Raw genomic sequence first — 18648 nt, forward strand, 5'->3', positions numbered from 1 at the left:
GCCTGAAGGTGAAGGCGCGCGGTGCGAAGCCAGCACGGATACGCGCATGGCGCGAAGCCAGCGCCGATGCGCGCGGGTGAAGGCCCCTGGGTGCGAAACCAGCACGGGCTGCGGGTAAACGTCCGAGGCCAGCCGGGGCGCGTGGGTGCGAGGCCAGCCAGCGCGCGCGAGCGCGCGAGCGCAACGCCACCGCGAGGCGCGGCCCCGCCAGCCCCGCCCACCCCGCACGCACTCCGCCCACCCACCCCACCCCCCGCCCACCCCTCCCCGCCCTACACTCCCCAGATGGGCGGATTCCGACTCAGCGTCGACTACGGCACCTCGCACACCGTCGCCGTCCTCGCCGAGCCCGGCGGCCGCACCCGTCCCCTGCTCTTCGACGGCTCGCCGTTGCTGCCCTCGACCGTCGCCGCCCACGACGGTCATTTACTGACCGGCGCCGAGGCCCTTCGCGCGGCGCGGACGACTCCGGCCGCCACCGAGCCGAATCCGAAGCGCCGCATCACCGACGGCGACGTCCTCCTCGGCGGGCGCTCCTACCCGGTCACCGCACTGATCGCGGCGACCTTCCGCACGGTCTCCGATGAGGCGCGGCGCGTCGCCGGGCACCGCCCCGCGCTCACCGTCACGCATCCGGCGGGCTGGGGCGCTTCGCGGCGCGGGGTGCTCGCCGCGGCGGTCGCGTCCGCCGGGTACGACACCGCCGCCTACGTCCCCGAGCCGGTCGCCGCCGCCCGCTTCTTCACCGCGCGGTCCGGCGTCCCGGTGGGCGCGCACCTCGTGGTCTACGACCTCGGCGCCGGGACCTGCGACGTCGCCGTCCTCCGGCGCACCGGCGACGGCTTCGACGTCGTCGGCGTCGGCGGGCTCGACGACGTCGGCGGCCTCGACCTCGACGCCGTTGTCGTCGACGTCCTGGGGCGCGCGGTCGGCGCGACCGGGGAGTGGCGCCGACTGCTCGCGGGCGACAGGCCGCGCGACCGCCACGCGCTGTGGCAGGAGGCCCGGGAGGCGAAGGAGGCCCTGTCCCGACGGGCGAGCGCGCTCGTGCACGTCCTCGGCCGCGACCTGCCGGTCTCGCGCGAGGACTTCGAGGCGGCGTCGCGGCCGGTCCTGGACCGCACGGTGGCGCTGACCGGGCAGGTCATCGCGTCGGCGGGGCTCACGAACACCGACGTGTCGGCCGTCTACCTGGTCGGCGGCGCCAGCCGGGTGCCTCTGGTGGCGACGCTGCTGCACCGGGCGACGGGCATCGCGCCGACGGTGCTCGACCAGCCGGAGCTGGTCGTCGCGGAGGGGGCGGTGCTCGGCACGGGACCCGCACGAGCGGAAACCCCGCCACCGGACGAAAACCCCACACCCGACCCCCGACCTGCCCCACCTCCGAAGCCGCCGGCCCCGGCCCCGGCCCCAGCCCCCGCCCCACCCGCCGCCTCGCTGTTCGACTTCACGCCACCGCCCGGCCTGGTGGCCCGGTCGCAGTTGGGCGCCGGCGTTGCCGTCGTGCTGTTCCTGCTTCCCATCGCCATCACCTTGATCCCCGGCCTGCGCACGGCCGTCATGAACGACCTGCTGCGGACGGAGCTGGGACTCGACCCACCCGGCGATGTGATCGCGGTGTTCTCGCCGTGGCTGCTCTGCCTTCTCGTCCAACAGCTGACGCCCAACGGCTCCGGCAAAAGCCGCGTGCGCGTCGACGACGAGAGCATCACCGTCGTGCGCGGGGACAAGCCCGAGAAGTACCTCTGGGAACACGTCAATAGCTTCGGCACCGAGAAGGACAGGCTCGTCCTCCACGCCCTGTCTCCCGCGCCAGGCGGCTCCGGGTTCGTGCCGAAGAAGCTCGTCCTCGGTGATCCCGCCTGGCTGCCCTCGGGCGGCAGGGGGTTCGCGGCCGTGGTCGAGCGGCGATCGGGCGGCCGCTTCCGCCCCCTGTGACCCCACCCTCCGTGACCCGCCGCACGCCCTGGCCAGGCGGGTGAACGCCGGGACTATCTTGGTCGTCGTGACTTCTGAGTTCGCCTACACCGACCTTCTCCCCACCGGCCCCGACACGACGGAGTATCGGCTGCTGACCACGGACGGCGTCGAGGCCGTCGAAGGTCCCGGCGGACGGCGGCTCCTCACCGTCGAGCCCGAGGTCCTCACGACCCTCACCGCCGAGGCGATGCACGACATCTCGCACCTGCTGCGCCCGGCGCACCTGTCGCAGTTGCGGTCGATCCTCGAAGACCCGGAGGCCTCGCCGAACGACCGTTTCGTCGCCCGCGACCTGCTCAAGAACGCCAACATCGCCGCCGGCGGCGTCCTGCCCATGTGCCAGGACACCGGCACGGCGATCATCATGGGCAAGCGCGGCCGCCACGTCCTCACCGACGGCCGCGACGCCGAGCACATCTCGCGCGGGGTCTTCGACGCGTACACGAAGCTGAACCTGCGCTACTCGCAGATGGCGCCGCTTTCCATGTGGGACGAGAAGAACACCGGCTCGAACCTCCCGGCGCAGATCGAGCTGTACGCCGACGGCGACGACGCCTACAAGTTCCTCTTCATGGCCAAGGGCGGCGGCAGCGCGAACAAGTCCTTCCTTTACCAGGAAACGAAAGCCGTGCTCAATCCGACGCGGATGATGCAGTTCCTTGAGGAGAAGCTGCGTTCGCTCGGCACGGCCGCGTGCCCGCCGTACCACCTCGCGATCGTCGTCGGCGGGACGAGCGCGGAGTTCGCGCTGAAGACCGCGAAGTACGCCTCGGCGCACTACCTCGACGCGATGCCGACGACGGGATCGCCGCTGGGGCACGGTTTCCGGGACCTGGATCTGGAGGCGGAGGTCCTCGACCTGACCCGCCGCTTCGGGATCGGCGCGCAGTTCGGCGGGAAGTACTTCTGCCACGACGTGCGCGTCATCCGCCTGCCGCGTCACGGCGCCTCGCTGCCCGTCGCGATCGCCGTGTCCTGCTCGGCCGACCGCCAGATGCTGGGGAAGATCACCGCCGAGGGCGTCTTCCTGGAGCAGCTGGAGACCGACCCGGCGAGCTACCTGCCGGAGACGACGGCCGAGGATCTGGCGAGCGAGGAGGACGTCGTGCGCGTCGACCTCAACCGCCCGATGGCCGAGATCCGCGCGGAACTGTCGAAGTATCCGGTGAAGACGCGCCTGTCGCTGACCGGCCCGCTGGTCGTCGCGCGCGACATCGCGCACGCCAAGATCGCCGAGCGGCTCGACGCGGGCGAGGAGATGCCGCAGTACATGCGCGACCACGCCGTCTACTACGCCGGCCCGGCCAAGACGCCGGAAGGCTACGCGTCGGGTTCCTTCGGGCCGACGACGGCCGGGCGGATGGACTCCTATGTGGAGAAGTTCCAGGCCGCGGGCGGCTCGTTCGTCATGCTGGCCAAGGGGAACCGCTCGAAGGCGGTGACGGAGGCGTGTGCCACCCACGGTGGTTTCTACCTCGGCTCGATCGGCGGCCCGGCGGCGCGGCTGGCGCAGGACTGCATCAAGAACGTCGAGGTCCTGGAGTACCCGGAGCTGGGGATGGAGGCGGTGTGGAAGATCGACGTCGTCGACTTCCCGGCCTTCATCGTCGTCGACGACAAGGGCAACGACTTCTTCGCCGAGACGAGCAAGCCGGTGCTGACGATCCGCACGGGACGCTAGAACCCTCACGTACCAGGGGCCGCGCGGATCCGCGCGGCCCTTTTCCGTGCCGCGGCAGCGTTTCCGGCCCCACCGGTGTCCTTGCCTGTGATGGACACTTTCCGACGGGAGACGACGTGACCGGGAGCCCGCATGAAACCGGCCCATGAGAAGGAGTTCCGCGACTTCACCGCCGCGCAGACGCCCGCCCTGCTGCGGGTGGCCTACCTGCTGACCGGCGACGTCCACCTGGCGCAGGATCTGGTGCAGTCGGCGCTGGCGGCGTGCGTGAAGAAGTGGCACCGCATCGACGAGCCCTACGCCTATGTCCGCAAGGCCATGTACCGCTCGCAGTACAACGCCTGGCGGAGCCGGGCGCGCAAGCCGGAGTCCATTGTGGATGCTCCGCCGGAGCGTGCGGACCGCGACCACGCCGACGGGGTCGCCGCGCGCCACGATCTCCGCGCCGCCCTGGCGCGGCTGCCGTACCGGCAGCGGCTGATCGTCGTGCTGCGCCACTACGAGGACCGCTCGGAGGCCGAGATCGCGCGGATGCTCGGCATCTCGCCGAGCGGCGTCCGAAGCCAGGCCTCGCGCGGGATCGCCGCGCTGCGAAGGATCCACCAGCCGAACGCGACGGGCACGGAGGTGCTGCGATGAGCGACGAGACCATCTCCGAAGGTCTGAAGTCCGTGCCGATGCCCGCCGACCTGGTGCCGCCGCACGGTTTCGCCGACAGCGTGCTCCGCAGACGGGCACGGGCGCGCGGCACGCGCGCGGTGGTGGCCGTCGTCGCGGTCGTGGCCGTGCTGGCCGGGGCGAGCGCGGCGATCGGCGGTGCGGACCGGTCGGCACCGCCGGCGGATCCGTATCCGTCGAGTTCGGCGGACACGCTGCCCGATGACGCCGTTCCGCGTCCGGGTGGGGGCCCCAGGGTGATCGAGGCGTTCTCGAACGGCTGGATGCCTTACCTTCTCGACCAGCGCAGCGGTGAGTACCTGGCCGTTCCGTTCCGTGCCGAAGTCTCGCCCGATGGCGGCCAGGTCGCCGTGTCCGACCTCGATCGGGGCTTGGGCGTCGCCGGACGGGAGGCCTATCTCGACGGCGGCGAGTCGGCGGTCGCCTGGGTGACCGGCCCGGAGGTGACCGACACCGTGGGCGGTGTCCGCAGTCTCTGGTCGCCCGATGGGAGCAAGGTCTTCGGCGCGACCGAGGTGGACGCCGGTCTCGGGGACGGGAGCGGACGGCTGGGCACGTTGACGAGCTACGACGCGGTGACCGGGCAGCTCGTGGTCACGACGGTCCCGGCGGACTGGAAGGTCACCGGTGTCGTCTGGGCTCCCGACTCCGCGGGGTACGCGGTCGCGGTGGAGCGGGAGGACGGCCGGACCGAGGTGCGGCACCTGACGTTGGCGGGTGTCGTCGGCGCAACGGTGGAGTTGGACGGTTCGGATGTCATTCTGGTCGGCTACTCCCCCGACGGCGGTCGTCTGCTCTACGAGAACGGGAGCTGGAACGAGGAGGAGGGGACCGGCGAACGGCAGGCGGTCGTCGCGGACGCCGCGACCGGGAGGACGGAGCTGACGGCCGGTTTCGAGAACGGCAACGGGCACGGCGCATCGACCGTGGGCTGGCTGGACGACGGCGCCCTCCTGATGGCGGTCGATCCGTCCCCGGAGGAGCACGGTTTCGTCGTGGTCGACGCCGAGACCGGTGATTTCGGCCCGTCGATTCCCTGGCCGACGGCGGAGAACGTCTCCGTATGGAGTGTCGGCTCCTCCGCCGGTCTCCCTCCCGAAGCCGCCGATCTCGGTTTCTAGCGTCACCCGTCCGGGGACGATCGGCTCACCGATCGTCCCCGGTCCTCGCGCCGTCGGCGTACCCTGCCTTGATGGACCGCGAACGCCTGATCGAGCTGCTCGACCTCGACTCCCCCGACCTCGCCGTCGCGACGTGCCGGCGCGGCCTGGTGGACGGCGCGGAGTTCGCCGTGTACGAGGAGACCGTCCCCGCGCACAATCTCGCGTCGACCTACGCGCGGCGGGCGCGGTCGATCGCGAAGCTGGGCCTGGACTCCCTGGGCTTCCCCGCCTCCGTGGAGCGGCTGTCGGGCCTGCCGGAGGGGACTCCGCTGCGGCTCGGGCACATCGCCGTCGACGACCCGCCGTACTCCTTCATCGTCTTCCTCGACAAGCGCGCGACGGAGGTCTTCGGCTGCGTCGGCGTGACCCGCACCGAAGGCGAGTAGTCACTCCAGTCCGGCGACGAAGCGCGTGAGCAGCCCGGCGAAGGTCTCACGCTCCTCGGCGGTCCAGCCCGCCGTGGCCCGGCGCATCGCGCCCTGGCGGGCGACGTGTGCGCGGTCGACGACGTCCCGCCCGGCTTCGGTGAGCACCAGCAGGGTCCGGCGCCCGTCGGCCTGGTCGGCCTCCCTGCGGACGTAACCGGCCTCGACGGCGCCCGCGACGAGTTTGCTGGCGCGCGGCTGGTCGACCGACAGCGCCGAGGCCACCTCGCGCACGCCGACGGCCTCGTCCCCGGCGGCCTCGATCACGTCGAGGACGTCGAAGTTCGCGCCCAGCGCGGTGGGCGCGTCGGCGAGCTCGCGTTTCATCAGCGCGCGCCGGCGCTGTGACCGCCGGATCTCGATCATGGCGCGTTCCAGGCTTCCGATGACCTCGGTCTCCTTGCGGCCCATCGTGCTCCCATGCATAATCAGAGACAACTACATGTCATAGAACAACTATATGGAGCTCATCATGGAACGCAAGCCGATCGGCTACTGGCTCAAGCACCTCGACAACCTCATCACCACCAGTTTCGACGAGGTCTTCGGCCGCCGGGGACTCGGGCGCCGCCATTGGCAGGTGCTCACCTCCCTCACCCGCGGCCCGGCCTCGCACGACGAGCTGTCCCGGCGCCTCACGCCGTTCTGGGAGGAGGGCGCGATGACCCTCGACGAGACCACCGGCCTCCTCCTCGACCGCGGCTGGATCGCCCGCGAAGACGACGGCTACCGCCTCACCGAGGACGGCCGCGCCGTCCAGGCCGCACTGCGAGCCGAAAGCGACGCAACCCGGGACCTGTTGACCGCCAACATGACCACCGACGACTACGACACCGTCGTCGACGGCCTCGCCCGCATGGCCGCCAACCTGGAGTCACGACCCGCACCTACCCCGTGAGCCCGCTCATACCGCCCCGGATCGACCGCCGCGTGCGGCACGATGGACCGCATGAGCGGTGACGAAGACGTACGCATCGAACACGACACGATGGGCGAGGTCAAGGTCCCGGCGTGGGCCGCCTGGCGCGCCCAGACCCAGCGCGCGGTGGAGAACTTCCCCATCTCCGGCCAGCGCCTCGACCACTCGCTGATCGCCGCGCTCGCCCGCGTGAAGTCGGCCGCGGCGACCGTCAACGCCGAACTGTCGGTCCTCGAACCCGACATGGCCGAGGCGATCGCCGCGTCCGCCGACGAGGTGGCCGCGGGCACCTACGACGAGCACTTCCCCGTCGACGTGTTCCAGACCGGCTCGGGCACGTCGAGCAACATGAACGCCAACGAGGTCATCGCGACCTTGGCCACGGCTCGCCTCGGGCGGCCCGTGCACCCCAACGACCACGTGAACGCCTCCCAGTCGAGCAACGACGTGTTCCCCTCGGCGATGCACCTCGCGGCCGTCGACACCTCCGTGCACAAACTGATCCCCGCGCTCAACACCCTCGCCGACTCACTCGGCGCCAAGGCGACCGAGTGGGCCGAGGTGGTCAAGTCGGGACGCACGCACCTCATGGACGCCACGCCCGTCACGCTCGGGCAGGAGTTCTCCGGGTACGCCGCGCAGGTCCGTTACGGCGTCGAACGGATCCAGTCGGCGCTGCCGAGGGTCGCCGAACTCGCGCTTGGCGGCACGGCCGTCGGTACGGGCGTGAACACGCCGACCGGCTTCGCCGCGCGGACGATCGAGCTGATCGCCTCGCGCACCGGGCTGCCGGTCGTCGAGGCCCGCAACCACTTCGAGGCGCAGGGCGCGCGCGACGCCCTGGTCGAGCTGTCCGGCCAGCTGCGCACCATCGCCATCGGACTGTCCAAAGTGGCCAACGACATCCGCTGGATGGGTTCGGGCCCGCGCGCCGGGCTCGCCGAACTGCGCCTCCCCGACCTCCAGCCGGGATCGAGCATCATGCCCGGCAAGGTCAACCCGGTGCTGTGCGAGGCCGTCCGGCAGGTCGCCGCGCAGGTCGTCGGCAACGACGCGGCCATCGGCTTCGCCGGCGCGGCCGGCGACTTCGAGCTCAACGTGATGCTGCCGGTCATCGCCCGCAACCTCCTGGAGTCGATCAACCTGCTGGCCAACGTTTCGCGCGTCTTCGCCGAACGCTGCGTCCAGGGCCTTGAGGCCAATGTGGACCGCGCCCGGGAGTACGCCGAAGGCTCACCGTCGATCGTGACGCCCCTCAACCGCGTCCTCGGCTACGAGGAGGCCGCGGCGATCGCGAAGCAGGCCCTCGCCGAACGCAAGACGATCCGCGCGGTCGTCATCGAACGCGGGCACGTCGCCGAGGGCCGCCTCACCGAGAAGGAACTCGACGAGGCCCTCGACGTCCTCGACATGACGCGCTAGACACCCGGTGAGGGGCGGAAACGCCCCTCACTCCTCGGACAGCAGCTCACCGACGTCGGCGATGATCCGCTTCGCCGGACGCACCCCCAGCCACACCCGCTCCAGGACACCGTCCTTGAGCAGGATCAGCGTCGGCAGCCGCGTCACGCCCCACTTGGCCACGATCTCCGGGCACTCCGGAACGTTGACCACGGCGACCTCCACCTTCCCCCCGAGCACGCGGTCGACCTCGGCCATGACCCCGCCGAGGGCCTTGCTCGGCCCGTCGTCGGGCGCCCCGAAGGCGATCAGGACCGGCACGTCGGGGGTGAGCACGTCACGGTCGTAGGAGCGGTCCGTCATCAGGATCACAGCTGCTCCTCCTCGACCCGCTTCCACTCCACGCGGGTCCGCCACACGTTGTCGCCGTTGAGGTAGCTCAAGAACACCTCGACGACCTCGTCGATCGGACGGCCGTCGGCCGCCGCGTAGTGGCGCTCGGCCGAACCGTCGCGGAACTCCAGATCCCAGAACTCGCCGACGAACTCGCTCGGCATCGCCATGACGTAGTACTGCTCGGACCGGTCGAGTGAGACGTACTGCTCGTTCGCGGAGGCCATGCTGCGCAGGACCTGCTCGACACGGCTCGCCGGCGGGCCCTCGATCGACGTGTGGCCGCCGATGTCGAGACGCATCAGGCATCACCCTCGGTCAGATAGCGCTCCGCCCAGGCCCGCGCGTCCTCGGCCGACATGCGCGCCTCGCCACCGTCGATGACGTAGCCGTCGTCGTCGCAGGTGATGGTGCGCAGTTCGCCGCGGAAGTTCTCCGCCTCGATGAAGGACTTGCGGCTGCCCTCGGCCATCGCGGCCAGCTCGTCGAAGAAGAAGTCCGGCTTGGTCAGCAGGCGCTCGTCGCCGACGGTGTGCGAGTGGCCGTTGTCGAAACGCATCTTGAGGAAGGGCATGGGCTCGCGCTTGGGGTTGGCGGCGTCGAGCATCCGCAGGCGCGAGTAGGCCTCGGGTTCGGTCTCGGCGCCGGAGAACTCGTTGCGCCAGCCGGGGAACACCAGGTAGGTGACGGCGCTGATCTCGGGCCGGTCCTTGTTCGCCTCGGCCACGGCCGGGATGACCGCGCCGACCGAGTCGAAGCCGTGCCCGGCGACGTCGAAGCCCTCGACGTGCGCCATCGGCGCGGCGGCCAGCAGCGCCGACTCGTTGTGCCGCGCGAAGGACAGCACGTCGCGCACGAGCGCGGCCGGGTAAGTGTCGCGGCAGGTCATCTGGAACACCGAGCGCCCATCCGAGCTCAGCGCGACCGTATAGGTGAACCAGCCGCCGCCGATGGACCAGTACCAGACCTTTTCCAGGTCCGGAAACGGTGCCACATCTTCGATCTCGGCGATCTTGCCGGCGATATCCACTTCGGACACTGCCCCTCCGTTCTAGCTGTAGTTCCCGGTGACGTCCTGCCTGAATGTATGTCCTTGCGCCTGCATTTTCGCGCCTTTGGACGAGTTGAGCGGGCCGTTCATGGGCTCCAGCACCGAGGATCTGTCGTAGTAGGCGGCCCGGTCCTGGCGGGAACTGTCGTAGCCCTTCGTGTTCCAGTGCTCGACGACCGCCGGGTCGTGGTCGTAGGTGACCGGCGGGTCGACCTTGTTGCCCTGGTTGTCGTACCACTCAAGGTCATCGCGGTTCTTCTTGTTGCCTGCGCTGTCCAGGGGCCAGCCGTCGGCGTCCTTCGGGTGCGTCGGGTCGCGGCCTTCCTTGGTGTACTTCGTGGCCATCTCGCCGTGCGTCTTGTCGCTGTAGCCGTGCGGGTATTCGCTGCTGCGATTGTGCTTGGCGGTCGGGTCGTGCTTCGGCTTTCCGGTGGTGCCGTCGCGCAGCCGGCCCTTCGAGTCGCGGAAGTCGGGCTTGCCGGGCCCCGACTGCTTGGGCTTGCGCGGTTTCGGCACGCCTTTCCCGACCTTCTTGGCCGGATTGCCCATACCCTTCTTGGCGGCTTTCGCGACGATGCCGGACGCCGCGCCCGAGGCCGCTTTCTTCGACCTAGCCAAGGATCGCCTCCAGAGCCTTGTCGATCACGATGTCGATGGCGATGTCGGCGAGCTTCTTGAAGATGGGGATCTCGGCCAGCGAGGCCCCGAAGGTCACCGCCGCCGTCGCGATGGCCTGGATGATCTGGATCAGCAGGATCGTCAGCTGCACGATCACCGCGATCTTCAAGGCGAGCACGATGGCGGCGCACACGTAGAGCGCCCCACCGACGATCTGCGAGCCCACGACGGCGCGGCCGAGGACGCTGACGGCCGAGTCCTCGTCGTCCCAGGCCTTGCCGAAGGCCTCGATGGCCTCGCCGACGTTGCCGGTGCGGGCCTTGTCTGCGGCCGCGGCGGCGTCACCGGCGATCGGCTGGAGCTTCCCCGCGAAGGACAGCCAGTCGCCGCCGAGTTCGAACAGGGCGGTCTCGTCGGATTTCGGCCACGTGTATCCGAGCTGGTTGAGCAGGTCTGCCAGTTCTCCAGGGATGTCGATCCCCACGAGCTCCCCCTAACGTTCGAACTTCCCGAAGCTCGCCTCCACCGCGGCCTCGTTCTCCTCGTAACCGGTCGCCATGCCCTGCAACCCCTCACCGAACCCGCCGAGGGCCTCGATGATGGAGGTCATGTTCTCCGTGGCGATGTCGTGCGCGGCCTGGTAGGACATGCCGATGAGTCCGCCGACGTCGTCGTCGCCGAAGATGTCGCCCATCCCCTGAACCTTCGAGTCGAGCTCGTTCCACGCGCTGGTGAGGGCCTCGGCGGCGGAGGCCATGAGACCGGAGGAGTCGCGCAGGTTGGCCGGCAGCGCCTCGAAACCGGTCATGTCAGCGACCGCCCATCAGTTTGGCGACGACCTCGGCCATGGACTGCTCGAACATGGCCATCTGGCGCACGGAGGCGTCCTGGAGCCGGTCGAGTTTCGCGCCGAGGGCCTCGGTGTCGGGGTCGACGTCGATCTCCTCGGCGGCGGCCTTGGCGTTCTCACCGAGGTCGGTGAAGGCATCGTTGACGGCCTTGAGGATGACGGCGGCGAGGTCTTCGGCGTCGAGGCGCTTGACCCGGGGATCGAGCGTGAGCTCGACGAGCCGGTTCGCGCTGACGACGACCTGGACCTGACCGCCGTCGGGGTCGGTGCGGCCCTGTACGGGCTCGACGTCGGTGTCGGGCGGCGGCGCGGTACCGGCCGCGCGGGCCTGATCGAGCGTGGACCTCAGAGTGGTGAACAGCTGGTCGATCCGGGCGCTCTCGGAGTTCGGGCTCGTCACAGGTCCCTCCTCTGTCAACGGTCCACTCCGACTTTAGCCAGACCCCGCAAAAAACGGTGATGTCGGTATCCGTGTTGTGACACTCCATGCACGCGCTGCGGCTATTCAGTGACCGATCGGGCGGCCCTGGCCAGGAGGTAGGTGCGCTCGGGGCCGCTGGTGGCGGCCTTGGCGGCGGCGAGGTAGGCGGCCCGGGCCTCGGCCGGACGCCCGGCGGTCTCCAGCAGATGCGCGCGGACGGCCTCGGTCCGGTGGGTGGGCGGGAGTCTCGCCGCGGCGGCGTCGAGCGCGGCGAGTCCGGCGTCGGCGCCGTGGACCATCCCGACGGCGACGGCGCTGTTCAGCGCGACCATCGGGTTGTCGGTCATGGCCTCCAGCAGCCGGTAGAGGCCGAGAATCTGGAGCCAGTCGGTGTCGGCGACGCTCGCGGCCTCGGCGTGCACGGCGGCGATGGCGGCCTGGAGCTGGTAGGGGCCGGGCCGGTTGGTGGTCATCGCGGCCGTGACGAGCGCGGTCCCCTCGGCGATGGCGCCGGCGTTCCACAGTCGACGGTCCTGTTCGGACATGGGGACGAGCAGGCCGTCGAGGTCGGTACGCGCGGCCCGGCGCGCGTCGGTGAGCAGCATCAACGCGAGCAGGCCGGTCGATTCGCCGTCGGCGGGGAGCATGCGGGTCAGCCGGATCGCCTCGGCAGACAGCTCGACACGGTGCAGGCCCGCACCGAAGCTGCTGGTGTAGCCCTCGTTGAAGATGAGGTAGAGGACCTGCCGGACGGCGTCGAGCCGCTCGCCGAGACGCTCGGGGGGTGGTGTGGTGAAGTCGGCGCCGGAGTCGCGGACGCGGGCCTTCGCGCGCGAGATGCGTTGCGCCATCGTCGGTTCCGGGACGAGGTGGGCGTGCGCGATCTCGGCGGTGGTCAGCCCGCCGACGGCCCGCAGCGTCAGCGCGACCTGCGCCGTCGGGTTCAGCGCGGGATGGCAGCACAGGTAGAGCAGCAGGAGCGAGTCGTCGGTGGAGCCGACGCTGCCGCGCGGGATGAGACGCGCGTCGGCGTCCTCGCGGTCGCGGCGGGCTTGGTCGGCGCGCAACTGGTCGATGAGCCGCCGCGACGCCACCCGGATCAGCCACGCTCCCGGGTCCGTCGGCACACCGTCGCTCCACGCGCCCGCCGCGGCCAGCAGCGCCTCCTGCACCGCGTCCTCGGCGGCCGAGAAGTGGCCGTAACGGCGAACGAGAGCGGCGAGAACCCGCGGCGCCGACGCGCGCAGCAGGTCCTCGACCTCGCGACCGGGCTTCACGGCACCGGGGGCATGGAATCCTCGGGTCCGGACCCGATCGGCCGGACCTCGATCGGCTCGCCGAGCGCCTCGACGATCCGCGCGGCGATCTCCAGGGCCCGGTCGTGGGAGGCGACGTCGATGATCGCGAAACTCGCCGCGACCTCCTTGGTCTCCGCGAAGGGCCCGTCGATGGCGACCGCGCCGTCGGCGCCCTTCCGCACGACTCGCGTGAGCGCGGGATGGGCCAGGCCCTCGGTGGAGACGAACTCGCCGCTGGCGGTGAGCTCGGCACCGAGCCGCTCGTAGAACTCGCAGGCGGCGATGAACTCGGGGCTCGCCGGGTCCATCTCGTCCCAGGCGGCCAGGTTCGTGTAGGCCATCATCAGGTATTTCACGGTGGTCTCCTTACCGCGCCACGCGGGTCATCGAGGCGTCGTAGCCGCCGCCGGGCCACACCCAGGCGCCGGCGAGGCTGTCGCCGTCGGCACTGAACTCACCCCGGAAGTATGCGGGCGAGCCCTTCTCGCCGCCCCAGATGGTGAGCGTGTCGCCCTCCAGTTCGTAGACGTAGTCGAGGGTGTCGCCGTCACTGGAGTACATGCGGGACTTCACGTCCTCGCCCCGCTCCCGCATGAAGGGCTTCTCGTGCCCGATGACCTCGATGCCGAGGACGTGCGTGCCCTCCGGCGAGACGAGATCGACGTGCTGGACGAGGAAGTGGCCGCCGGGGAGGTACTCCCAACGGCAGGTGCCGTTGGCGCCGCCGGTGACCTTCCACGTTCCGGCGAGACGCCCGAGAGCCTGGATCCGATCGCTGGGGTTCATGGTTCTTCCTTTCGGTGCGGGCGTCGTGTTCGGCGCCTTCACGGGTACCTCGAAGCCGGGCCGGCGGGCTCGACAGTGCCCCGGGCGTTCTGACCGAAAGTATGAGGTGACGCAGGTCAGAAGCGTCACTGGCCGACGAAATCGGGTCGTACCGGCCTTCCCGTGCTCTGTGCGCTCGTCCTGGCCGTTCGGGCGGTTTCGGCACCGTCGCGTGCCCGCTGTCCGACTTGATCTCCCCGGCGTGCCATGTTGGTGACATGACTGCTCGCGTGGTGCCGATGAAGTTCGGCGAGGTCGACGTGCTGGTGGAGGCGGTTCCGGTCGCGGGGTCGGAGAACACCTCGGCGCTGGGCAAGGCCGGTGAGCGAGTGGTCGACGCGCTCGACGTGGCCGACGAGGTGATCACCGAGGTCGCGTCCCGGGTCGCCGGAACCGTGTCGAAGCTGGCCGAGGAGGCCGCGCGGCCTTCGCGGATCGAGGTCGAGTTCGGCCTGAAGTTCACCGTGTCGGGCAACGTGTTCGTGGGGTCGGCCTCGGGTGAGGCGGCGATGCGCGTCCTGGTGTCCTACGACATCGACCGCCCGGCCCCATGACGACCGTCCCCGCCCATCTCGGCCGGATCCTTGCCGGAACGGAGCCGGTGGGGACCTGCTTTCAAGTGGCGCCAAGGGTTCTGGTCACCGCGTGGCATGTCCTGAGCGACATCGGCGCGGCGGACATCGGCGTCGACGTGCCCGTCGACGCCCTGCGCGGAGACGCTCCGGTGCGCATGGCGACGGTCGCGCGCATCGACCCGCCGCACGACTTGGCGGTGCTGGTCGCCGAGGAGCCGCTGGCCGCGTCGGTCGCCGGAATCTTCGCCAGCGACGCCGTCGACCGGCTCACCGACGTCGTGGTGACCGGGGTGTCCGATGTGGACGATTTCGGGCACGGCTGGTCCAGCCTGGACGCCACCGGCCGATGGCAGGGCGGTGCCGCGCGGGACGACGGCGTGTCCGTCGGCCGGGTGGCGGCGTCGGCGGTCATGAGGGGCATGAGCGGCGCGCCGGTCCGGCGCGTGTCCGACGACAAGGTCGTCGGCGTGGTGTCCGCCCGCTACAACAGCGCCGACGGCTGGCTGCGCGACACCGTGTGGATCGCACGGACCGAGCACCTGGTGCCGCTCCTCGAAGGTCTCGCCGAGCTCGACCTGGACGGTCGTCTCCCGCTCGGGAACAGCGTCGACGTCACCATTCGCGTCTCCGACACCGAGGTCCGGCTGATCAGGCCGGACGGCGAAGTCACCGGCGAGCACGGCGGGGTACGGCCCGCCTTGTCGGGCGCGATCCACGACCTGTCGAGGGCCCGGGCGCGCGTCGGCGGCATCCGGGCGGGCGGGTCCGCGGTCGCCGCGGCCGAGGCGGACGCGACGGCCCTGGTTCGCCGCGTCGGCGAGCTGCTGGCCGCGTCCTTTCTGCCCCAACCCATCGCGACGGGCTTGCGCGAACTGCTGAGCCGTGCCGAGGCCGAGCACCTGCCCGTCCGCATCGGTGTCGAGGCACCGTTCGCGCTGCCGTGGGAGACGCTGATCCTGCCCGGGGCGGCGGCCGCGCTCGCCTTGCATCCCCTGGTCGCCTTCTATCGCAAGGCCTCGGCGGGCCCGGTCCGCGAGCTGCCGGGTCCACTTCGGATGGTCGTGGCGATCTCCGCGCCGGAGACCGGCGGTGGTCCCCTCCTCGACTACGAGCGCGAACTGCGCAACGTGCTCGCCTCGGTTCGCGGCGCCCGGCAGGGGGACGCGCACGTGACGGTGGTGCCTTTCGCGTCCACGAAGGCGATCCGGGCAGCGCTCGCCGACGGCGGCGTGCACATCCTGCACCTGTCGGCGCATGGCGCGCCGGGCTTCCTCGACCTGGAAGACGACGACGGCGACGTCCGCCGCGTCGACGCCGACACGCTCGTCGACGAGGCCGTTCCCGCAGGTTGCATGCCGCCGGTGATCGCCCTGTCGGCGTGCCACACCGACGCGGTGGGTGCGGACGGTGCCTCCCTCGCGGCACGGTTGATGCGGCGGGGCGCGACCGCCGTGATCGGCACCGAGACCTCGGTGACCGACAGGTACGCGACCTGGTTGTTCGCCCGCGTCTACACCGAACTCGCCTCGTCATCGCGGCCCGACGTCGTCCGCGCGGTCGCCGACGCCCGCCGCCTCGTCCACCGCGACCTGGCCGGCGCGGTCGGCGCGATCGACCGCGACATCGCCGGACTTGAGGAATGGGGCGCGATCACCGTCCAGTCCGCGACACCCGAACTGCACGTCTACGACCCGGCGGCACCGGCGCGGCCGGTGCCGCGGCTGGCCGCCGGGCCGGTGGAGGGGCTGCTGAGCCGGCCGGTCGGCGAGTTCGTCGGCAGGCGGCGGGAACAGCGGAGGCTGCCCGACGCGCTGACCGGCGCCTCTGCGGTCGCCGGGGTCGTCCTGCACGGGATCGGCGGGATCGGGAAGACGACCCTCGCCGCCGAACTGACCCGGCTCGTGCCGGAACGCGAACCGGGACGGCTGGTCGTCGCGCTGACGGGATCGTCGACGGTGGACGGGATCCTGGCGGCCGTCGCGGGGAAGCTGCGGCGGCACCTGATGCTGTCGGGCGAGCACACGGGACCGGCGGTGGAGGCCGTCGGGATCGCGGGACGGCTGGACGTGGAGTGGGGCGACCGCTTCGAGGTGCTGCGGGAGCATGCGCTGAGCCGGATCCCGTTGCTGCTGGTGCTGGACAACGCCGAGGACAACCTCGTCGCGGCCGATGGCGGGTGGGAGTTCGCGGACCCGACGGTGGCGGGGCTGCTGGCGGCGTGGGCGTCGTCGGCGGGGACTCACCGGCTGCTGGTCACGTCCCGGTATCCCTTCGCGTTGCCGGAAAGCGCGCACGAGAACCTTGTGTTCCACCACCTCGGGCCGATGACGCTCGCCGAGACGCAGAAGCTGCTGTGGGCACTGCCCGGGCTCGACGGGCTCGACACGGGCGAGGTCGAGCGCGTGTGGCGGCTGGTCGGCGGGCATCCGAGGACGCTGGAGTACCTCGACGCGTTGCTGGCGGGGGGAAGCGCGCGGTTCCCCGACATCAGCCGGAGGCTCTCTGCGGCGGCCGAGAAGGCCACGGGCGGCCGGAAGTGGCTGGCGCAGACGCGGACGCTGGATACGGCGCTCGCCGAGACGGTGACCTTGGCGGCCGACGACGTGCTGCTGGGCGAGCTGCTGGAAGGTCTCACGGCGGTCGAAGGGGCCCTGGAGGTGCTGATCGGGGCGAGTGTTCACCGGGAACCGGTGGAACTGAAGGCACTGCGCTTCCAGGTCGGGGAGGAGATCGATCTGGAACGGATCGTGCGCGCACTCGCCGACAGCAGTCTGCTCAGCTTCTCCGAGGACACGGGCGAAGTGTTCGTGCACCGGTGGACCGCGACGGTGCTGCACGAGGGGCGGGACCTTGAAGCGGCTCACCGTGGGGCGGCCGAGTATCGGCTCTGGCGGGTCGAGGAGCGGGCGCAGGACGAGCGGGCCGACCTGCATGACTGTCTTGAGGCCCGGCATCACCTGTATCGAGCCGGATACGTCAACGATGCGACGCATGTGACCGGGGACATCTGCCGTCAGCTTCATGTGTGGGGGGCGTGGGACCATGAGGCCGCTCTCATCCACGAGACCCTGGCGGCGCTGCCGGATGCCGATGGACAGCGTGAGGCATGGCTTCACCAACTGGGGCTCATCGCGCATGAGCGCGGCGATCTCGACGAGGCCATGCGGCGATACCTGGCGTCCATGGCCATCGCCGAACGGTTCGGCAACGACCAGGGGATCGCCGCCAGCCTCCATCAACTCGGCATCGTCGCCGAACACCACGGTCGCCTTGACGAAGCGGAAGGCCGGTACCGGTCGTCACTGGACATCTGTGAACGACTCGGCGACCGCGCCGGAATCGCACGGGGAACCCATCAACTCGGCGCGGTCGCGCATCTGCGCGGAGACCTCGATGAGGCCGAACGGCTCTACCGGGTATCGCTGACGATCAAGGAAGAGCTGGGCGACGAGGGTGACATCTCCGTCGGCTTCCATCAACTCGGCATCCTCGCGGAGCAGCGCGGTGACCTTGACGAGGCCGAACACCGGCACTCGGCGGCACTGGCCATCAGCGAACGGCGCGGGGACAAGGGCGGGATCGCACGAGCCACCCACCAACTCGGCGTCGTCGTACAACGGCGCGGAGACCTCGACGAGGCGGAACGGCTGTACCGGGCATCGCTGACGATCAAGGAGCAGCTCGGCTATCCGCTGGGGATCGCGAGCAGCACGCATCAGCTCGGTGTCATCGCGAGCCTGCGCGGAGACTTCGACGAGGCCGAACGCCACCACTCGGTGGCCTTGGAGATAGCGGAACGCATCGGAGACCAAGACGGCATGGCGGTCTCCGTCACCTCACTCGGCCTCGTCGCCGCCAATCGAGATGACCTCGACACCGCCATGGCAATGTTCGTCAGGGCATTCACTCTGAGGTCGACGGCGGGTCTGCGGCCCGCCATGGAAACCCGCGGCTTGGCGTACCTCCACGAGGATCTCGGCGAGGACAGATTCCGGACCGAAGCCCTCAAGACGGTCGACCCCGAAACCCTCGCCCTCATCCTCGCGGCGATCGAGGATCCGCCCTGACCCCGTCCCCCGCGAACCCGTCGGGCACCCCGGTCTCTGCCCGCTTCTCCTCCTGCTCCTTCAACTCGTAATGCGAGTCGTGCGAGGTCGGCGACCAGACCTCCCCGTACGCCGCCATCACGCCCCCGAGCCCGCCCGAACCCCGCTTGCGCACGCGGGCCGTCCCCCACACGAGCAGCACCATCGTCGCCACGAGGCCGACGACGAGCGCCACATAGGGCAGCGCGTCCCAGATGGCTTGCGGCATGAGCCGACCCCTTAGGTAACATCGTGTTTCCAGATACACCATGTTACCGAAAGGCG

General features: G+C 70.6%; 21 protein-coding genes. 9 read left to right on the plus strand and 12 right to left on the minus strand.

Annotated features, from left to right (window positions below; translation table 11 throughout):
* Positions 1 to 285: 285 nt before the first annotated feature.
* The 5 genes from HNR73_RS26525 to HNR73_RS26545 all read left to right on the plus strand — a co-directional run bounded on the left by HNR73_RS26525 (position 286) and on the right by HNR73_RS26545 (position 5888).
* On the plus strand, positions 286 to 1938 hold the full coding sequence (locus HNR73_RS26525) for an Hsp70 family protein (protein ID WP_184790346.1): 1653 nt from the start codon (positions 286 to 288) through the stop codon (positions 1936 to 1938).
* 67 nt (positions 1939 to 2005) lie between these two features.
* Positions 2006 to 3661, plus strand: a complete 1656-nt coding sequence (locus HNR73_RS26530; protein WP_184790347.1) for a fumarate hydratase — start codon at positions 2006 to 2008, stop codon at positions 3659 to 3661.
* Positions 3662 to 3793: 132 nt separating this feature from the next.
* Positions 3794 to 4300: a SigE family RNA polymerase sigma factor gene (locus HNR73_RS26535; RefSeq protein ID WP_184790348.1), complete on the plus strand. Its 507-nt coding sequence runs from the start codon at positions 3794 to 3796 to the stop codon at positions 4298 to 4300.
* Complete coding sequence (locus tag HNR73_RS26540) at positions 4297 to 5460, plus strand: WD40 repeat domain-containing protein (protein ID WP_184790349.1); 1164 nt, start codon at positions 4297 to 4299, stop codon at positions 5458 to 5460. The genes HNR73_RS26535 and HNR73_RS26540 overlap by 4 nt, the downstream gene beginning before the upstream one ends.
* Positions 5461 to 5531: 71 nt before the next feature.
* Positions 5532 to 5888: a hypothetical protein gene (locus tag HNR73_RS26545; protein WP_184790350.1), complete on the plus strand. Its 357-nt coding sequence runs from the start codon at positions 5532 to 5534 to the stop codon at positions 5886 to 5888.
* On the opposite strand, the gene HNR73_RS26550 is transcribed toward HNR73_RS26545, so the two are convergent.
* Positions 5889 to 6338 (minus strand): MarR family winged helix-turn-helix transcriptional regulator, encoded by a 450-nt coding sequence (locus HNR73_RS26550; RefSeq protein WP_184790351.1) that lies wholly within the window; start codon positions 6336 to 6338, stop codon positions 5889 to 5891.
* A gap of 61 nt (positions 6339 to 6399) precedes the next feature.
* On the opposite strand from HNR73_RS26550, the gene HNR73_RS26555 reads away from it, so the two are divergent.
* Both HNR73_RS26555 and HNR73_RS26560 read left to right on the plus strand, forming a co-directional pair.
* Complete coding sequence (locus HNR73_RS26555) at positions 6400 to 6825, plus strand: MarR family winged helix-turn-helix transcriptional regulator (RefSeq protein ID WP_184790352.1); 426 nt, start codon at positions 6400 to 6402, stop codon at positions 6823 to 6825.
* A 51-nt stretch (positions 6826 to 6876) separates the two neighbouring features.
* The gene (locus HNR73_RS26560; protein ID WP_184790353.1) at positions 6877 to 8268 is read left to right on the plus strand and encodes a class II fumarate hydratase; all 1392 of its coding nucleotides are present in this window, start codon (positions 6877 to 6879) and stop codon (positions 8266 to 8268) included.
* A 27-nt stretch (positions 8269 to 8295) separates the two neighbouring features.
* On the opposite strand, the gene HNR73_RS26565 is transcribed toward HNR73_RS26560, so the two are convergent.
* From HNR73_RS26565 to HNR73_RS26610, 10 genes are all read right to left on the minus strand, one after another.
* The gene (locus HNR73_RS26565; protein WP_239122339.1) at positions 8296 to 8610 is read right to left on the minus strand and encodes a thioredoxin family protein; all 315 of its coding nucleotides are present in this window, start codon (positions 8608 to 8610) and stop codon (positions 8296 to 8298) included.
* Between the two features lie 5 nt (positions 8611 to 8615).
* A complete protein-coding gene (locus HNR73_RS26570; RefSeq protein ID WP_184790355.1) occupies positions 8616 to 8942 on the minus strand; it encodes a hypothetical protein in 327 nt (108 codons plus the stop codon).
* Positions 8942 to 9679, minus strand: a complete 738-nt coding sequence (locus tag HNR73_RS26575; protein ID WP_184790356.1) for a hypothetical protein — start codon at positions 9677 to 9679, stop codon at positions 8942 to 8944. The genes HNR73_RS26570 and HNR73_RS26575 overlap by 1 nt, the downstream gene beginning before the upstream one ends.
* Before the next feature lie 12 nt (positions 9680 to 9691).
* Positions 9692 to 10309 (minus strand): hypothetical protein, encoded by a 618-nt coding sequence (locus HNR73_RS26580; RefSeq protein ID WP_184790357.1) that lies wholly within the window; start codon positions 10307 to 10309, stop codon positions 9692 to 9694.
* Positions 10302 to 10793: a WXG100-like domain-containing protein gene (locus HNR73_RS26585; protein WP_184790358.1), complete on the minus strand. Its 492-nt coding sequence runs from the start codon at positions 10791 to 10793 to the stop codon at positions 10302 to 10304. The genes HNR73_RS26580 and HNR73_RS26585 overlap by 8 nt, the downstream gene beginning before the upstream one ends.
* A 9-nt stretch (positions 10794 to 10802) precedes the next feature.
* The gene (locus HNR73_RS26590) at positions 10803 to 11117 is read right to left on the minus strand and encodes a WXG100 family type VII secretion target (protein ID WP_184790359.1); all 315 of its coding nucleotides are present in this window, start codon (positions 11115 to 11117) and stop codon (positions 10803 to 10805) included.
* A gap of 1 nt (position 11118) precedes the next feature.
* A complete protein-coding gene (locus HNR73_RS26595) occupies positions 11119 to 11559 on the minus strand; it encodes a YbaB/EbfC family nucleoid-associated protein (RefSeq protein WP_184790360.1) in 441 nt (146 codons plus the stop codon).
* 101 nt (positions 11560 to 11660) lie between these two features.
* A complete protein-coding gene (locus tag HNR73_RS26600) occupies positions 11661 to 12857 on the minus strand; it encodes an RNA polymerase sigma factor (RefSeq protein ID WP_184790361.1) in 1197 nt (398 codons plus the stop codon).
* Positions 12854 to 13234 carry a YciI family protein gene (locus HNR73_RS26605; protein ID WP_184790362.1) on the minus strand — a complete coding sequence of 127 codons (381 nt, stop codon included), beginning with the start codon at positions 13232 to 13234 and terminating at the stop codon, positions 12854 to 12856. Before HNR73_RS26605 ends, HNR73_RS26600 begins: the two co-directional genes overlap by 4 nt.
* A gap of 10 nt (positions 13235 to 13244) precedes the next feature.
* Complete coding sequence (locus tag HNR73_RS26610; protein WP_184790363.1) at positions 13245 to 13664, minus strand: hypothetical protein; 420 nt, start codon at positions 13662 to 13664, stop codon at positions 13245 to 13247.
* A 257-nt stretch (positions 13665 to 13921) separates the two neighbouring features.
* On the opposite strand from HNR73_RS26610, the gene HNR73_RS26615 reads away from it, so the two are divergent.
* Complete coding sequence (locus HNR73_RS26615) at positions 13922 to 14257, plus strand: CU044_2847 family protein (protein WP_184790364.1); 336 nt, start codon at positions 13922 to 13924, stop codon at positions 14255 to 14257.
* Positions 14254 to 18345, plus strand: a complete 4092-nt coding sequence (locus HNR73_RS26620; protein WP_260337418.1) for a tetratricopeptide repeat protein — start codon at positions 14254 to 14256, stop codon at positions 18343 to 18345. Before HNR73_RS26615 ends, HNR73_RS26620 begins: the two co-directional genes overlap by 4 nt.
* On the opposite strand, the gene HNR73_RS26625 is transcribed toward HNR73_RS26620, so the two are convergent.
* Positions 18314 to 18592, minus strand: a complete 279-nt coding sequence (locus HNR73_RS26625) for a hypothetical protein (RefSeq protein WP_184790366.1) — start codon at positions 18590 to 18592, stop codon at positions 18314 to 18316. The genes HNR73_RS26620 and HNR73_RS26625 overlap by 32 nt on opposite strands.
* Between the last annotated feature and the right edge of the window lie 56 nt (positions 18593 to 18648).

Origin of the sequence: Phytomonospora endophytica (genome assembly GCF_014202425.1) — a bacterium.
In the GTDB taxonomy this organism is placed as follows: domain Bacteria; phylum Actinomycetota; class Actinomycetes; order Mycobacteriales; family Micromonosporaceae; genus Phytomonospora; species Phytomonospora endophytica.

Bases quoted from the DNA above. Each gene is read 5' to 3' on its own strand.
- HNR73_RS26525 (WP_184790346.1), top strand. From the start codon at position 286: ATGGGCGGATTCCGACTCAGCGTCGACTACGGCACCTCGCACACCGTC.
- HNR73_RS26535 (WP_184790348.1), top strand. From the start codon at position 3,794: ATGAAACCGGCCCATGAGAAGGAGTTCCGCGACTTCACCGCCGCGCAG.
- HNR73_RS26540 (WP_184790349.1), top strand. From the start codon at position 4,297: ATGAGCGACGAGACCATCTCCGAAGGTCTGAAGTCCGTGCCGATGCCC.
- HNR73_RS26545 (WP_184790350.1), top strand. From the start codon at position 5,532: ATGGACCGCGAACGCCTGATCGAGCTGCTCGACCTCGACTCCCCCGAC.
- HNR73_RS26550 (WP_184790351.1), bottom strand. From the start codon at position 6,338: ATGGGCCGCAAGGAGACCGAGGTCATCGGAAGCCTGGAACGCGCCATG.
- HNR73_RS26555 (WP_184790352.1), top strand. From the start codon at position 6,400: ATGGAACGCAAGCCGATCGGCTACTGGCTCAAGCACCTCGACAACCTC.
- HNR73_RS26560 (WP_184790353.1), top strand. From the start codon at position 6,877: ATGAGCGGTGACGAAGACGTACGCATCGAACACGACACGATGGGCGAG.
- HNR73_RS26565 (WP_239122339.1), bottom strand. From the start codon at position 8,610: ATGACGGACCGCTCCTACGACCGTGACGTGCTCACCCCCGACGTGCCG.
- HNR73_RS26570 (WP_184790355.1), bottom strand. From the start codon at position 8,942: ATGCGTCTCGACATCGGCGGCCACACGTCGATCGAGGGCCCGCCGGCG.
- HNR73_RS26590 (WP_184790359.1), bottom strand. From the start codon at position 11,117: ATGACCGGTTTCGAGGCGCTGCCGGCCAACCTGCGCGACTCCTCCGGT.
- HNR73_RS26610 (WP_184790363.1), bottom strand. From the start codon at position 13,664: ATGAACCCCAGCGATCGGATCCAGGCTCTCGGGCGTCTCGCCGGAACG.
- HNR73_RS26615 (WP_184790364.1), top strand. From the start codon at position 13,922: ATGACTGCTCGCGTGGTGCCGATGAAGTTCGGCGAGGTCGACGTGCTG.
- HNR73_RS26620 (WP_260337418.1), top strand. From the start codon at position 14,254: ATGACGACCGTCCCCGCCCATCTCGGCCGGATCCTTGCCGGAACGGAG.
- HNR73_RS26625 (WP_184790366.1), bottom strand. From the start codon at position 18,592: ATGCCGCAAGCCATCTGGGACGCGCTGCCCTATGTGGCGCTCGTCGTC.